15 protein-coding genes are annotated in these 14,601 nt (G+C 41.7%); 6 read left to right on the top strand and 9 right to left on the bottom strand.

Features of this window, described 5'->3' with window-relative positions; translation table 11 throughout:
* Positions 1-26: 26 nt before the first annotated feature.
* The 3 genes from ABTP35_RS03185 to ABTP35_RS03175 all read right to left on the bottom strand — a co-directional run bounded on the left by ABTP35_RS03185 (position 27) and on the right by ABTP35_RS03175 (position 4,052).
* A complete protein-coding gene (locus ABTP35_RS03185; protein ID WP_293293932.1) occupies positions 27-2,594 on the bottom strand; it encodes a carboxypeptidase-like regulatory domain-containing protein in 2,568 nt (855 codons plus the stop codon).
* Positions 2,572-3,486, bottom strand: a complete 915-nt coding sequence (locus tag ABTP35_RS03180; RefSeq protein WP_293293934.1) for a FecR family protein — start codon at positions 3,484-3,486, stop codon at positions 2,572-2,574. Before ABTP35_RS03180 ends, ABTP35_RS03185 begins: the two co-directional genes overlap by 23 nt.
* A 65-nt stretch (positions 3,487-3,551) precedes the next feature.
* Positions 3,552-4,052 carry a sigma-70 family RNA polymerase sigma factor gene (locus tag ABTP35_RS03175; protein ID WP_293293936.1) on the bottom strand — a complete coding sequence of 167 codons (501 nt, stop codon included), beginning with the start codon at positions 4,050-4,052 and terminating at the stop codon, positions 3,552-3,554.
* A 114-nt stretch (positions 4,053-4,166) separates the two neighbouring features.
* On the opposite strand from ABTP35_RS03175, the gene ABTP35_RS03170 reads away from it, so the two are divergent.
* From ABTP35_RS03170 to folD, 3 genes are all read left to right on the top strand, one after another.
* On the top strand, positions 4,167-5,927 hold the full coding sequence (locus tag ABTP35_RS03170) for a hypothetical protein (protein ID WP_293293938.1): 1,761 nt from the start codon (positions 4,167-4,169) through the stop codon (positions 5,925-5,927).
* 105 nt (positions 5,928-6,032) lie between these two features.
* Positions 6,033-7,361: a signal recognition particle protein gene (gene ffh / locus ABTP35_RS03165; RefSeq protein ID WP_224837462.1), complete on the top strand. Its 1,329-nt coding sequence runs from the start codon at positions 6,033-6,035 to the stop codon at positions 7,359-7,361.
* Between the two features lie 31 nt (positions 7,362-7,392).
* Positions 7,393-8,274 (top strand): bifunctional methylenetetrahydrofolate dehydrogenase/methenyltetrahydrofolate cyclohydrolase FolD, encoded by an 882-nt coding sequence (folD, locus tag ABTP35_RS03160; protein ID WP_293293941.1) that lies wholly within the window; start codon positions 7,393-7,395, stop codon positions 8,272-8,274.
* A 1-nt stretch (position 8,275) separates the two neighbouring features.
* Here folD and ABTP35_RS03155 read toward each other — a convergent pair whose 3' ends face one another.
* Positions 8,276-8,428, bottom strand: coding sequence for a hypothetical protein (locus ABTP35_RS03155; RefSeq protein ID WP_252080514.1), 153 nt, complete (start codon positions 8,426-8,428; stop codon positions 8,276-8,278).
* A gap of 119 nt (positions 8,429-8,547) precedes the next feature.
* Between ABTP35_RS03155 and ABTP35_RS03150 the strand changes: the two genes are divergently transcribed.
* On the top strand, positions 8,548-9,174 hold the full coding sequence (locus ABTP35_RS03150; protein ID WP_375334451.1) for a DUF2306 domain-containing protein: 627 nt from the start codon (positions 8,548-8,550) through the stop codon (positions 9,172-9,174).
* 1 nt (position 9,175) lies between these two features.
* On the opposite strand, the gene ABTP35_RS03145 is transcribed toward ABTP35_RS03150, so the two are convergent.
* Genes ABTP35_RS03145 through ABTP35_RS03130 form a run of 4 tightly spaced genes read right to left on the bottom strand, consistent with a single transcriptional unit; the run spans position 9,176 to position 12,563 of the window.
* Positions 9,176-9,598: a VOC family protein gene (locus ABTP35_RS03145; RefSeq protein WP_293293946.1), complete on the bottom strand. Its 423-nt coding sequence runs from the start codon at positions 9,596-9,598 to the stop codon at positions 9,176-9,178.
* A gap of 35 nt (positions 9,599-9,633) precedes the next feature.
* Positions 9,634-10,473 (bottom strand): alpha/beta fold hydrolase, encoded by an 840-nt coding sequence (locus tag ABTP35_RS03140; RefSeq protein ID WP_293293948.1) that lies wholly within the window; start codon positions 10,471-10,473, stop codon positions 9,634-9,636.
* A gap of 21 nt (positions 10,474-10,494) precedes the next feature.
* On the bottom strand, positions 10,495-11,043 hold the full coding sequence (locus ABTP35_RS03135) for a hypothetical protein (RefSeq protein WP_293293950.1): 549 nt from the start codon (positions 11,041-11,043) through the stop codon (positions 10,495-10,497).
* Positions 11,044-11,051: 8 nt separating this feature from the next.
* Complete coding sequence (locus ABTP35_RS03130; protein WP_293293952.1) at positions 11,052-12,563, bottom strand: helicase HerA-like domain-containing protein; 1,512 nt, start codon at positions 12,561-12,563, stop codon at positions 11,052-11,054.
* 57 nt (positions 12,564-12,620) lie between these two features.
* Between ABTP35_RS03130 and ABTP35_RS03125 the strand changes: the two genes are divergently transcribed.
* A complete protein-coding gene (locus ABTP35_RS03125) occupies positions 12,621-13,073 on the top strand; it encodes a Rid family detoxifying hydrolase (protein ID WP_252080509.1) in 453 nt (150 codons plus the stop codon).
* Between the two features lie 32 nt (positions 13,074-13,105).
* Positions 13,106-13,738: a 7-carboxy-7-deazaguanine synthase QueE gene (locus tag ABTP35_RS03120; RefSeq protein ID WP_293293955.1), complete on the top strand. Its 633-nt coding sequence runs from the start codon at positions 13,106-13,108 to the stop codon at positions 13,736-13,738.
* A gap of 12 nt (positions 13,739-13,750) precedes the next feature.
* Here ABTP35_RS03120 and ABTP35_RS03115 read toward each other — a convergent pair whose 3' ends face one another.
* On the bottom strand, positions 13,751-14,575 hold the full coding sequence (locus ABTP35_RS03115; protein ID WP_293293957.1) for a hypothetical protein: 825 nt from the start codon (positions 14,573-14,575) through the stop codon (positions 13,751-13,753).
* Positions 14,576-14,601 lie beyond the last annotated feature (26 nt).

The raw sequence follows: 14,601 nt of genomic DNA, 5'->3' as shown, positions 1-14,601 counted from the left end.
TTAGGGCGCAATCGAAAAATCTCGATTTAAAAACTAACCCTAAAACTCACATTGGGTGTAATACCCAAAGAAAAATTTTCAATGGTTTCAATTTCATTGTCCTCGTTTACCCGATAGTATTTGTTCAGGGTGTTTCTTCGGTTGGTAATATTTAAAATGGAGAGTCCTGCATTGGCACGGATGGCCCTGCTTATCGAAAAATTATAGATGGCGGATGCATCGGCCCTAAAATATTCCGGTAGACGGCTATTGTTCGGCGATTGAAAATTGATTCTGGGCGGAAAGAATTCTTCATCAAGTCCTTCGTCCCCCTCAACAGGTTCCGTATAAGGCTTACCCGTTCGGTAATTGATACCCATACTCAGTTTTAGATTTTTGTAGGTGTAGGTGCTCGCAAATGTGACCGTGTGCCGAATATCCAAGTTGTTTGGGAAACGTTTAGGTACAATGGAATCGAACGTGTAGTCGTTTTTGTTGTACGCATAGCTCAACCATGTACTATAATTGTCCCCTTTTTTGTTGATAAGAAACTCTAGTCCCTTAACCTTGTAACTCCCAATTTCTCCGGAAAACTGGTAGGGGTTCTGAAATCCTTGGGTACTTGTACTGATACCATCCACATTTTTGATAAACCCTTCAATACCGATATAAAAATTGTTCCTTTCGTAATTGAGTCCAACAGAACCTTGCTTGCTCTTGGTTACCGGCAGTGTATCATCGTTGGACAGGATCCATCGTCGTTTTTCGATACCCAAAAAGTTTTGCTCCAAATCTATCACCTGATTTGTGGCCTGGCTTTTAAATTCGCCCAATATTTCGGCTCTTACATAATTGGCCAGCTTAAAATTTAAATTGAGCCGTGGCTCTATTAGTAATTTTTTAAAAGTGTCCAGATTTTCCACAAAATTGAACCGTGCTCCCACTTTTCCAACAAACGTGTTGTCGAACGAACTGTAATTCAGCTGGGAATAAGGGGCATGTGTTCGGATAACCCCTTTAATTTCGCTATTAAAATCCGGTTGATTGATTATGGTGGCATTTGTGATCCCCGTTTCAATATATTGGTAACCGTTGTTCCAACTAAATTGATCGTTGATCATATAGTTGGTATCGAACTTTAGTGCGTTTTCGGTGACCTGATTGTTCTGGAACAATTGCTGTACCTGATTGGCGAACACATTTTGTGCATCCAAATTATATTTGGAGTAATATAGATTGAGGTGGGAGGTAAACCTATCCGTCCATTGGCTTTGCAATTGCCCTCCTACGGAAATATTGTCTTGTTTTAATAGGCTAACATTGGTTTCGTTGGCATCGATATTGGTCTCTTCGAATTTTAAGTTGTTTTTAATATGAATGGCACTCAGTCTGATTTTGTGCGCGTTATTGAGGTCATAAAGAATTTTTCCTGAAAAATCGTAAAAGAAAAAATCTTCGTCCCTAGCAAATTCATCATCTACCGTATTGTTGTTTTGCAGGGTAATTTCACTATCCTGAAAGGCTCTGTTGATGAACTGTTTGTAGGTGGGAGTACTCAAAAAATCGGTTGCAGAGCGACGTGCTGAGAACTGTATTCCCAAATTGGGTGCAATGGGAACTTCGGCGTAAACATCGCCACTGATCAAATTAAAGCCTGCACCACCTTTCCAGGTTTCGGTTATGGTATTGCCGGTTTCCATTTGGATCACACTGCTTACCCCATCGCCAAAATTGGATGGTGTTCCGTTTTTGTAGATGGTGACCTTATCTGTCTGGTATGGGTTGAAGGCTGAAATCAACCCAAAAAAGTGCCCTGATTGATACATTTTTATACCATTCCAAAGAATAAGGTTCTGGTCGTTCGTGCCACCTCGGACATTGATATCGGAAACGGTTTCGTCGATACTTTTTATGCCTGGCAAAGCTTGAACGGTTTGCAGGATATCGGGTTCGATCAGGCCGGGTAGAATACCGAATTCGGCAGTGTTCAAGGTTATGCTCGCATCATTTTCTTTAATAATTCCAGAAGTAAGATATTTATAAACGAATACTTCATCTAGTTGCTCATAATATTGGGCCAATAATATTTTGGGGCAATCACCTTGCTGCAAGAGCTTTTCTATGGGAACATATTTGGTGATATAGCCAAGATATCTAATCTTAAGGGAACTGTTTCTGGGGATGTCTCTCAATATAAAAGAACCGTCCGAATCGGTTATTTTGGCGATTTTGGTCCCTAAAACTTCCACAGTGGCACCTATCACCGTATTCTCGGCAAAATTATCCAAGACCACGCCACAAAGATCCACTCGGTCGTTTTTGGTGATGGCGTAGTATCTATCATTCAATTTTTCCGTGTCGATATTGAAAGTACTTTCGATAAATGTTAGGATTTGCCCTAGCGTATTTAAGTTCTCGGGAATAGTAATATTGAGCCCTTCCAAATCCTTGTCAATGTAAGAGAACTTTACGTCGAATCTATTTTCCAAGGTTTTTAAATACGGGATAAGGCCAACGGAAGTCGGTTGTTTTTCCTGTGCATTAACATGGCAAAACAGAAAAAACAATAAACCTAAGATGAGCCCAAAATGCTTATTGTAGTTTGTTCCCAGCATAAAAAAGTACGTTGTCTCCGTCTATTTTAAATCTTGTTTTGGAGGGTGTGCTTATACTTTTTAACGCCATATTTAGGTCTGTGTTGTTAAAAGACCCTGTAAATAAGAGGTTTGTGTCGATGTCTTTTGTGCTAACTTTAATGTTGAACTGCCTTTCCAGCTCGGCGAAGACGTAGGTAAGAGGAACGCTTTCAAAACTACTTTCGTTGTTCATCCAAGATGGAACAGTGCCTTCTGGGGTACCCGTGTTCACTATTTTACCGTTGACCACCATAAAAGCGCTACCTGCAGGTAGCTTGGTAACTTGTTCGTTATGGGTTACGCTGACCAACCCTTCGAAACAGGTTACCTCAAAAAAGCCATCTCTATTTTCCACATTGAACTGGGTTCCCAAAACAGTAACAGCTCCATGTTTTGTGGAAACAGTAAACTTTTTTCCTTTGGCAACCTTAAAAAAAGCTTCGCCTTCCAGTTCAATATTTCTGTTTTTGTCCCAATTCTTTTTACTGTAAGATATTCTGGATCCTGCGTTAAGGAAAACCTCTGAATTATCGGGCAGAACAACTTCGGAGCGTTCGGCGAATTCGGTTCTTACGCTTTCGTTAATTGTGCTGATATAAAAATACGAACCAGCAATCAAAACAGCGATAACCGCTGCCACTCTTAGAAATTTCTTGAACGGGTTAAGGGTAATGACCTTGGGAGTATTGTAAATTTGTTCATCTTTTAAGCGTTGCAAAGCAAGATCAGCATTAAATTCGGGTGCTGTTAACTTCTCGGAAGCGATTTTGAGCTTTTGGTACGAAGCATACTCCGGAGAACTCTCAAATTCCCTGAGTTCTTCACCGGAAAGCTCTCCACTAAGCCATTTTGCCAAATAATTTTCCTGCATGGTTTCTATGCTTTACTCTAGTTAAACAACTGATCTAAAAAATACCCTACCTCTTAATTAATAAATTAAATGCCGTCGATATGTTCGCGCAAACTTTTAAGGGCCAAATGCATGCGTTTTTCGATTGCTTTTACGCTCACACCTTCCAATTCGGCAATTTCTGCATATTTTTTTCCATCCACGCGGTTCAATAAAAATGTAGTGCGTTGGTTTTCCGGAAGGGCGTTCAATGCATTGTCCAATTTTTCCTTGTATTCTTTTTCTTCCATCAAGAACTCAGGGGATTCATTGGTGCGGTCGTTAACCAGGCTGCCGGCATGTTTTAACCTTACCTTTTCTGCTTTTATTACATTCAAATACAAATTGTTGGCCACGGTGTAAACGTAAGATTTAGCTTTGTCGTGGCTAACTTTGGCGCAGTTCTGCCAAAGTTTCACAAAAGCCTCTTGTACGGCATCGTGGGCCTTTTCCTCATTTCCGAACTTGTAGAAAATAAAATTAAAGACAGTCCTGGAGTGTGTCTTAAAAACTTCACTAAAAATATGGTCTTCACAAACATTGTCCATAAACCCGAATTTGTTTACCCCTCCAAATATATTTGAAAAATTTTAAGGAAAAGTAGGGTTTTTTTTTAGAGTGTTGTTTCAATATTGAATTATAACCCCAAAAGTTCAGTTATTATGAAAAAGTTAATTAGCAATATATTGCGCGCAGCATTGGTTGTACTTGTTTTCAGTATGTCGGCATGCCAAGAAGAATATGAAGAAGTTGGCGGCGGCAACGAAGAACAAACTATAGCTGCTAACTCCTCAACGGCCATCTTGATCCAAAACACATCTTCCAATGATGGCTCCTACGACAATATCGTGGACGGTGCAAGCTGTTTTGCCGTTCAATTTCCGTATACCGTAAATGTAAATGGTGTAGAGGTGACCATAGACTCCAAGGAAGACCTTGAGGTTGTCGAAGAAATTTTTGATGAGCTTGATAGCGATCAGGACATTCTTGATATTATTTTTCCCATTGTGATTACCCTGTCGGATTTTAGTGAAATCAATATCGAAAGCCAAGATCAGTTGGAAGCGTTGGCCAGGGAATGTCTGGAAGGTGGTGACGACGACGATATCGAATGTATCGATTTCGTCTACCCGATCACTATGTTCAAGTTTGATTTGCAAAACCAGGTCACCGGAGAATTTCAAGTGGAGAGCGACAAAGAAATGAGAAGGTTTTTTGCTGATCTGGAGGACAATGAACTCATTAGTATCGAGTTTCCCATTACCCTTAAAAAATATGATGGAACAGAAGTTGTAATCAATGGCAACAGCGAATTGGCGGCCGCTTTGGAAATGGCCAAAAACGAGTGCGATGAAGATGACGACGATGATTATAACGATGATGATTTTACAGTAGAAGAATTGGACGAGCTATTGATGGAGTGTCCATTGCAGGTAAGGCAAGTGATCCGTAACGAAGTAGATAATACAGGCCAGTATATTGAGCGGTTGTTGACATTTAATGCGGATGGCACTGTGTATTTCTCAACTTCCACAACAGATCAGGTTATGGGTACATGGAGTACGAGCAATACAGATCAAGGCGTACAGCTTGATTTAAATTTTCAGGATTTCCCGGATTTTACTTCCGAATGGTACGTTTACGAACTGGAAGAAGGAGTCATCAAACTATATAAAGATGGCGGTAACAAAATCGTGCTCAAAAGGTTTTGTGAAGACGATGGCAACATAAATAGGGAAGCATTTCTAAATTTACTTTTGGAATGTGAGTGGATCATAAAAGAGGTGGAGAACCAAGGAGAAGATGTAGAAAGGTTGCTAGGGTACGAGTTCCAGTTCACGGCCGATGGAAGCGTATCTCTGGGCAATGGCGTTACAACCATGCAGGGAACTTGGCAAGTCGGATTCAATAGCGAATACAAGCTATCCTTGATGATTTCGATCGGGGACGAGCCAGGAGTAAGTTTTGAGTGGCCTATCAGGGAAATGCTGGAAACCCGCTTGGAGTTCGAAATTGAAGAGACTGACCACGAAATGGTACTCCTACGGGTATGTGACGATAGTGCCAATGATGGAGATGTGGCCGAAATTAGAAACATAGCCATGGGCGGAACCTGGAATGTAGCTTTGTATCAAGAAGGGGAAACGGATTTGACCGCTACTTATGCCGAAATGGATTTTAATTTTTCCGCCGATCACCAAGTAGATGTGTCCATAAATGCCGATCCTATTGCCGAAGGACTATGGAGAATAGTTAGGGATTCCGAAGAAGGCTTAAAATTTTACCTCAACTTTGATTTCGAGTACGATTTGGGAGAATTGACCGAAGATTGGAAAGTTATTTCCATTACTTCAACCAGAATAGAACTAAAAGATGAGAGCGACGATGGTACAGTAGAAACCCTGGTTTTTGAAAAACCATAAGATTATCCCCAATCTTTTTTCCAAAAGAAGGACGGCTCACCCCAAAGCCGTCCTTTTTCTTTTATATTATTATTAAATTTGTGCCTCCTTTAAAACAAAGAACACATGTTCGATAATTTAAGTGAAAAATTAGATAAGGCATTACACGTCCTAAAAGGACATGGTCAGATAACGGAAATCAATGTTGCGGAGACCCTCAAAGAAGTCCGCAGGGCTTTGTTGGACGCCGATGTCAACTTTAAGATAGCCAAAGAATTTACCAATACCGTCAAGGAAAAAGCAATGGGTCAAAATGTATTGACCACGCTTCAGCCAGGGCAACTTATGGTAAAGTTGGTAAAGGACGAGCTCACCGAGCTAATGGGCGGAGATGCAGAGGAAATAGACCTTTCCGGAAACCCATCCGTAATTTTAATGTCCGGTCTGCAAGGTTCCGGTAAAACCACTTTTTCTGGAAAACTTGCCAATTATCTTAAAAACAAGAAAACCAAGAAGCCCCTTTTGGTAGCTTGTGATGTATATCGTCCGGCGGCGATAGATCAGTTGCACGTAGTGGGCGATCAAATTGGCGTGGAGGTGTATTCCGATCGCGATAACAATGACCCTGTGGCCATTGCCAAGGCAGGTATTGCACACGCCAAGAGCGTCGGGTGCAATGTGGTGATCATAGATACCGCAGGTCGATTGGCCGTGGATGAGCAGATGATGACGGAGATATCCAACATCCATAAAGCCATTCAACCCCAAGAAACATTGTTCGTAGTGGATTCCATGACGGGTCAGGATGCCGTAAATACCGCTAAGGCATTTAACGATGTGTTGAATTTTGATGGAGTTATCTTAACCAAGCTCGATGGTGATACCAGAGGTGGTGCTGCCATATCCATTAAATCCGTGGTGGACAAGCCCATCAAGTTCATCGGTACTGGTGAAAAAATGGAAGCTATCGATGTGTTCCACCCATCACGTATGGCCGACCGTATCCTTGGTATGGGAGATGTGGTCTCCTTGGTGGAACGTGCCCAAGAGCAGTTCGATGAAGAACAGGCACGCAAGATCCAAAAGAAAATTGCCAAAAATAAGTTTGGGTTCGACGATTTCTTGAGTCAGATCCAACAAATCAAGAAAATGGGGAACATGAAAGACCTTATGGGAATGATCCCAGGTGCCGGCAAAGCATTAAAAGGCCTTGATATTGATGACGATGCCTTTAAACATATCGAAGCCATCATTCATTCCATGACCCCCGATGAGCGATCCACACCTTCCAAACTGAACGCCAGTAGAAAAAAACGTATAGCGGCAGGTAGTGGTACTTCAATTCAAGAAGTAAACCAATTGCTAAAACAGTTCGATCAAATGAGCAAAATGATGAAGATGATGCAAGGCGGTGGAGGCAAAAAAATGATGCAGATGATGCAGAACATGCGCTAACCCCAATCAAAAGAGAAAACCAACACAATCCATGAAAATCCTTGACGGAAAAAAAGTATCCAACCAGATAAAAGAAGAAATCACCGTTGAGGTGGCCAAAATGAAACAGCAAGGGGAAAAAGTCCCTCATTTGGCAGCCGTTTTGGTGGGTAACGATGGTGCTAGCCTAACCTATGTTGGGAGCAAGGTAAGATCCTGCAAAAAAATAGGGTTCGAATCCACATTGATACATTTGCCAGAAGAAACCACCGAAGAAGAATTGCTAAAGCAAGTAGATCAATTGAACAATGATCCAAATATCGACGGTTACATTGTGCAACTACCACTGCCCAAACATATTGATGAGGAAAAAGTTCTTATGGCCGTAGATCCGGATAAAGATGTGGATGGTTTTCATCCCACCAATTTTGGGAAAATGGCCTTGGACATGGAAACTTTTGTTTCGGCTACCCCATTCGGAATTATGGAGTTGTTGAAACGTTATCAGGTAGAAACCGAAGGCAAACATACCGTTGTAATCGGTAGAAGCCACATTGTAGGTAGGCCGATCAGTATTTTGATGAGCCAAAAAGGAAGTCCCGGAAATTCCACCGTAACCTTGGCCCACAGCAGGACCAAAAACCTAAAAGAGCTCACTCTACAGGCCGATATTGTAATTTCTGCCTTGGGCGTTCCAAAGTTTCTTAAGGCCGATATGGTAAAAGAGGGGGTTACCATTATCGATGTAGGGATTACCCGTGTTCCAGATAATACATACGAAAAAGGGTACTACATTACGGGAGATGTTGATTTTGAAAATGTCAGTAAAAAAGCATCCTATATTACCCCGGTACCCGGTGGCGTAGGCCCTATGACTATTGCAATGTTATTGAAAAACACATTGTTGGCAAGAGAGCGCCACAACGCCAAATAGGTCAGTCTGCGTTTTCCTGTTCCAGTTGTAAAGCAGTTTGTTGCTCTTCCTCGGGGTTTATGATCTGAAAATCCGTATCGTCTTCATCATTGGTGCAACTGGACACGGCCATACCGGAAAAGACCAAGGTGATCAAAAGTAGAATTGTCTTCATAATTGTAGGATTTGGGCAAGGCATAAGGGCCTAATCATTGCATTTATAACGAATTACCTTGTAAATTCTTGTTTTTATCCCCAAATAATCGATAACTTACTTCTTGCAAAACCAATAATATGGCTCAATCGGTACGGAATAAAGCGGCATGGGTGGTCTTCGTTTTATTGGCCATTGGTATTGGTCTGTACCCATTAATTTACCTATTTGCAACGGAGGAGTTTGGTATCTTAATGAACAAATCGGATGAGTTGCTGTCCAGTACTTTATGGAATTTCGCCTTTTATGGACATATCAGTTTTGGAGGTTTGGCTATGATGATCGGTTGGTTGCAATTTGTAAAAAAAATTAGGACCAAACGATTGCTGGTACATCGCAATGTAGGTAAGGTTTATATAGTCTCGGCAGTGGCAAGCGGTCTATGTGGTGTTTATCTTGGTTTTTTTGCTACAGGAGGTATAGTTTCTTCAATAGGGTTTATTTGTTTGGGCGTTATTTGGTTGTTCACGACCATAAGGGCCTATATTGCCGTTAAAAACAAAGATCTATCGCTCCACCAAGGATTGATGATTTACAGCTACGCGGCATGTTTTGCTGCGGTCACTCTACGGATTTGGTTGCCTATCCTGACCTTGATTTTTCGAGAATTTGTATTGGCCTACAAAATAGTGGCTTGGTTGTGCTGGGTGCCCAATATGATTTTTGCCCATTTGTGGGTTCGTAAAAAAGGGTTGAACCTGGTATAGCTTATTTTGCAAACAATTGTCCCATATCCTTAAAGGCTTTAAATTCCAAGGCATTACCGGCAGGATCTAAAAAGAACATGGTGGCCTGTTCCCCGGGCTCACCCTTAAATCTAATGTAGGGCTCTATTACAAATTCGATTCCTTTTTCGATCAAACCTTTGGAAAATGTTTCAAAGGTATCCCAGGGCAATACAACACCGTAGTGGGGTACAGGAACATTTTTCCCATCTACTGGGTTGGTGTGGGTCTTTTCGTCCGATTTAGGCTTGTAATGAATTACAAATTGGTGACCAAAAAAGTTGAAATCTACCCAATGTTCGGCACTTCGACCCTCTTCGCATCCAAGAACATCCCGGTAAAAAGTGCGGCATTCTTCCAAATTATGAACGGGTACGGCAACGTGAAAAGGTGATATGCTTTGCATGGTCTCTATTTTTTATGAAAAATAGAACAACTTTTTTAACCCTCCAAAAATGAAATGATCTGGTCGTTTATATTGTCTTGGTGCATCGAATGGCCAAGCCCTTCTGTACTTATCAATTTGCTGTTTTTCCATTTTTCACTTACCGATACCGATGCATTGTAGGGTGCTATCTTGTCTAGTTTATCATGAAAAAGCAAACCTTTTTTACTGATGGACTGGGCAAATTCCGCTGTAGAAAATTGGTCGATTTTAAACCCAAAACGATTTTCGATATAATTGTCCAGATTCTTCATTACCCTATTGTTCAATTTTAACAAATCTTGAAAATGGTCGATAAAATCCTGAATCTGGGAAGGGGCTCCAATCGTGATTATCTTTTCAACGGAATCTTTGGGATTTTTATATTGGTTGTAAACAATGGTCATCCCGCCCATGGAGTGGCCGATAAGGTGCTTAGGGTCGTGCTTTAGCACCATGTAGTTTACCACTTCTTCATATAGTGGTACGTATAGATGTTTCCCGGAGGAGTACCCATGCGAAGGAGCATCAAAAGCAATGATATTAAAACCGGCTTCCCGTAGTTTCTTAATAAGGTTGCGCCATCTATAGGTGTTGCTCTCCCATCCATGTACCAGCAAAACGGTTTCTTTGTTTCCGGGCCAATGGTAGGTCTGTATTTGATGTCCCACAACTTTTTCAATAGTAAACTTGGCCCCGTTCAAAAAATCGGCCTGTTCTGGTTTAACCCTTCCCTTTCTTACTGTACTGAACGTATGAAAGGCACTTTGGGCCGCTTTTTTCGGAGCTATCCATGTATAGGCATTGTAGTACTGCCCATAGACCAATGGAATTATTTTGTTAAGTGCTTTTTTCATTTGGGGACAAGGATTTTGGGTCTATTCCCAACCCACCATCAAATATTTTATTTTAGCTTCATCGGGTATCTGTACCGCTTCAATATTGGAAGATGAGAAACGAAGGCTCTCGGGCAGTTCTTCTTTATCAATGGTAAAATAAAGATTGCTTCCTTTTGGAAAAACAACAATACTGTTCAATGTGGTCACAATTTTTTTGATATCGTAACTGTTTTGGATGTCCTTGAAGGTACTTTGCAAGCTTACACCTTTGTCCGAAACATACCTTGGGTCCATGATCCTTACGTTTTCAATTGTAGGGATACTATCGGAATTCGCCTTTAGGGTTAAAAGGTGTTTGCCGCCTTTTTCGTAAACCTCCATTTTTTTTGGTGATACCCCCAGGTTGATCTGTGTAGAATCGGCTACGACCGAATCTTGCACAAAAACAGTTTTTATGTCTGCAACTCTGGTAGTTTGGGTCAGCGGGCCTACACTGGTTTCGGTAATTAAAAACGTGGTGTCCTTTTTACAGGATTGTATTGCTGCAATGCCGCAAATTAGGGTCAATATGCTAATTGTTCTTTTCATTTGAATTATTATCGAATCACTTTTTTTAATACGCCCAAAACCCCCCGGATAAATGTTGCACTGGTCAAAACTTTGACCACAGGGTTCATTCTGGTGCTTCTTCGTGTTGAGGTTGTTCTGCGGGAAGTTTGTTTTATTTCTTTTTCTTTCTCTGCCTCCTTTTCAGCTTTTTCAATTTTTTCACTCAGGATTTCGTAAGCACTTTCCCTATCGATTTCCTCATTGTATTTTTTTATCAATTTGGAGGCGTCCAAAACCTCTTTGATCTCGGAATCGCTTAACACATCCATTCGACTCATAGGAGCACGCATCATGGTTGCTGCCAGTGGAGTGGGGCGTCCTTTTTCGTCCAAAGCGGAGATCAAGGCTTCCCCGGTTCCTAAAGAGGTAAGTACCTCGGCTGTGTCGTAAAACTCGGAAATGGGATAGTTCTGCGCCGTGAGCTTGATGGCTTTTCGGTCCTTGGCCGTAAAAGCACGTAGGGCATGTTGCACCTTTAATCCTAATTGTGCCAGTACGTCGTCCGGCACGTCGGTCGGGTTTTGGGTTACAAAATACAACCCTATTCCTTTGGAGCGAATTAGTTTTACAATACTTTCAATTTGATCTAAAAGCGCTTTGCTGGCATTGTCAAAAATAAGGTGTGCCTCGTCTATGAACAATATCAATTCGGGTCGGTCGCTATCGCCTTGCTCTGGGAAGGTGGCATAAATTTCCGCCAAAAGGCTCAACATAAAGGTTGAGAAGAGTTTGGGACGGTCCTGAATATCGGTCAAACGGATTATATTGATAAATCCTCGTCCGTTTTCATCAATACGGACCAAATCGTCCACTTCGAACGATTTTTCCCCGAAAAACAAATCGGCTCCCTGTTGTTCGAGCTCGATGATCTTTCTTAAAATAGTCCCTGTGGAACTTGTGGATATACGGCCATAAGCCGATTGAAACTCTTTTTTGCCCTCACCAGTTGCATATTGCAGTACCTTTTTAAAATCATTTAGGTCGAGCAAGGGTAATTTATTATCGTCACAATATTTAAATACTACGGCAACAATACCTTCTTGGGTTACTGTCAAATCCAAAATACGGGATAAAAGTACAGGGCCAAATTCGGAAACAGTGGCGCGCAGGCGTACCCCATCTTGTTCGGATAGTGACATAATCTCTACAGGAAAACCTTTGGGTTCGAATGGAAGCCCGATCTTTTCGTGCCGTTCATCAATTTTAGGATGGCCGGGGCTTGGTTGGGCGATACCGCTCAAATCTCCTTTTAGATCCATGAGCAAAACCGGGATTCCTTTGTCGGATAAATTCTCTGCAAGCACTTGTAGGGTCTTCGTCTTACCGGTTCCCGTTGCACCTGCGATGAGTCCGTGACGGTTCATCATTTTTAAAGGAATCTTTATATGTGCATCGGTGATGGTTTCACCATCCAACATACCGGCACCCATGGTAATGTAATCGCCTTTCATGGCGTATCCCTGTGCTATATGTTCAAAGAATTTTTCTTTATTGCCCATCGCTGTTCAATTTGCGATAAAAATAGGGTAATTTTAGGCAATACTAAAAACGAGATCATGAAACCTTTTCAGTACACCATCTTGGCAATTTTGTTGAGCGGCTTTGTTGCAACCACTTATGCACAGGAAACCACCGAACTTATTTTCCATAATTCGCACGAACCTAAAAAACAGAAAGCTCCCTTTAGCGATGTGGTTGAAGCTGGCAATATGTATTTTTTGGCCGGGCAGATTGGAATGGACCATACAACGCGTACCCTTGTTGATGGCGGTATCCAGGCCGAGACCAAACAAGCTATTGAAAATATAAAAGCGGTCCTTGAGGAGCACAATTTGACTTTGGACAATGTGGTGAAATGTACCGTGATCTTGGCAGATATTGATGATTTTGCGGCTTTTAACGAAATTTATGTCCAGTATTTTACCAAAAAGCCTGCTCGGACCACTTTTGCCGCGAAGGGCATTGCTGCCAACGGACAGATAGAAATCGATGTTATTGCCGTAAAATAGGTGAAACGGCCCAAGAGGATTATCTTTGCGGCATGGTAAAAGAAAATGTAATGGAATTGGTGGAGAAAGGTACCATGTTGCCGCTCATGGAAGAATTCTATACCATTCAGGGTGAAGGATATCATAAAGGTACGGCCGCTTATTTTATAAGGGTGGGAGGTTGTGATGTGGGTTGTCATTGGTGCGATGTAAAGGAGAGCTGGAACGCGGAAACACATCCTCCTACACACATCGATAGCATAATCGCAAACGCCGAAAAGTACTCCGATACCATTGTGATTACAGGAGGTGAACCCCTGACTTGGGATATGGGACCATTGACCCATGGCCTAAAGGCCAAAAACATGAAGACACATATCGAGACTTCCGGGGCTTATCCTTTAACAGGGGTTTGGGATTGGATTTGTCTTTCGCCAAAAAAAAATAAGCTCCCTGTTGGGGATATTTCCAAAAAAGCACACGAACTAAAGGTAATTGTGTACAATAAACACGACTTTATATTTGCGGAAGAGCAAGCGGCACAAGTTGGGGAGAACTGTATTTTGTATTTACAGCCCGAGTGGAGCGTTAGGGATAAAATGGTGCCACAAATTGTGGATTATGTAATGAAGAACCCTAAATGGAAAGTATCTTTACAGACCCACAAATATTTAAATATCCCTTAATTTTTTGGCAATTTATCGACCACCGTACTTTTGAAGGTCCAAAATGCATTCGGCATCAAAATCGGGAATAGTGGCCAATCCTTTGGAGGCGTTTTTCTCCATCTGTTTGAGCATGGAGCTCCCGAATTCCAATTCAGAACGCATTAAACAGCCTTCAACATTACAATGGTTGGTGCCTTCCTGATTCCCGTCCTCATTTTCCGTGGTTTCTTCGTGGTCGTTTACAGATTGTGTGGACAAGTTTACCAAACCGAACAAATGGCCAAATTCATGTAGTAAGGTAGCAGTCTCCACATCGGCTATGGTTACGAACGAGCTGCGGTTTGCAATATCCTCCACGGTGGATTGATAAATGACCATGGATGTATTTCGGTAGACGGCGCCAAGAGTGACCAATCCTTCATCTTCATCATCACTATCGGATGGTGCGTCGGCAAAATAGATATATACCGCAATGGCATTTTCGCTGTTGTACTGGGTCCTGTTTTTTTCCTCCAGGTCTACAACTTCATCTAGGGTAAGGGTTTCTTCGGATGGTGTGGAAAGTGAGGTAAACTTGAATTCTATATTCTCCTTAAAGGTTCTTTCCAATAAAAAGTCCTCAAAATTGGAAATGGCCTCAAATGTAGGCTCAAAACCGGCAACATATGCAATTTCGATTATAAGCTTGTCAAAATTTTCGTTGGATAATAGGTCTCTTGCCGACGCGCCCGTGGTCAATAGGTTCCCAGCTTTAAGATTGGTACTGGATTCGCTAGTGGTGCTTTCGTCCGAACTCTTGGAGCAGCTCGTTAATAATCCAACACAGAATAGGGCACAAAGAGCAATTTTTTTCATAACAAGAGAATTAGTATATCAACGTT

It is taken from the genome of Flagellimonas alginilytica (genome assembly GCF_042134605.1).
Lineage (GTDB): Bacteria > Bacteroidota > Bacteroidia > Flavobacteriales > Flavobacteriaceae > Flagellimonas > Flagellimonas alginolytica.
Note: the sequence above shows the minus strand (reverse complement) of the source record. Positions and strands in the feature narration are given on the sequence as shown.

Coding starts and splice junctions, on each gene's coding strand:
- ABTP35_RS03140 (WP_293293948.1), bottom strand. CDS start 10,473: ATGAAAAAAGCACTTAACAAAATAATTCCATTGGTCTATGGGCAGTAC.
- ffh (WP_224837462.1), top strand. CDS start 6,033: ATGTTCGATAATTTAAGTGAAAAATTAGATAAGGCATTACACGTCCTA.
- ABTP35_RS03135 (WP_293293950.1), bottom strand. CDS start 11,043: ATGAAAAGAACAATTAGCATATTGACCCTAATTTGCGGCATTGCAGCA.
- ABTP35_RS03150 (WP_375334451.1), top strand. CDS start 8,548: ATGGCTCAATCGGTACGGAATAAAGCGGCATGGGTGGTCTTCGTTTTA.
- ABTP35_RS03180 (WP_293293934.1), bottom strand. CDS start 3,486: ATGCAGGAAAATTATTTGGCAAAATGGCTTAGTGGAGAGCTTTCCGGT.
- ABTP35_RS03130 (WP_293293952.1), bottom strand. CDS start 12,563: ATGGGCAATAAAGAAAAATTCTTTGAACATATAGCACAGGGATACGCC.
- folD (WP_293293941.1), top strand. CDS start 7,393: ATGAAAATCCTTGACGGAAAAAAAGTATCCAACCAGATAAAAGAAGAA.
- ABTP35_RS03185 (WP_293293932.1), bottom strand. CDS start 2,594: ATGCTGGGAACAAACTACAATAAGCATTTTGGGCTCATCTTAGGTTTA.
- ABTP35_RS03120 (WP_293293955.1), top strand. CDS start 13,106: ATGGTAAAAGAAAATGTAATGGAATTGGTGGAGAAAGGTACCATGTTG.
- ABTP35_RS03115 (WP_293293957.1), bottom strand. CDS start 14,575: ATGAAAAAAATTGCTCTTTGTGCCCTATTCTGTGTTGGATTATTAACG.
- ABTP35_RS03155 (WP_252080514.1), bottom strand. CDS start 8,428: ATGAAGACAATTCTACTTTTGATCACCTTGGTCTTTTCCGGTATGGCC.
- ABTP35_RS03175 (WP_293293936.1), bottom strand. CDS start 4,052: ATGGACAATGTTTGTGAAGACCATATTTTTAGTGAAGTTTTTAAGACA.
- ABTP35_RS03125 (WP_252080509.1), top strand. CDS start 12,621: ATGAAACCTTTTCAGTACACCATCTTGGCAATTTTGTTGAGCGGCTTT.
- ABTP35_RS03170 (WP_293293938.1), top strand. CDS start 4,167: ATGAAAAAGTTAATTAGCAATATATTGCGCGCAGCATTGGTTGTACTT.
- ABTP35_RS03145 (WP_293293946.1), bottom strand. CDS start 9,598: ATGCAAAGCATATCACCTTTTCACGTTGCCGTACCCGTTCATAATTTG.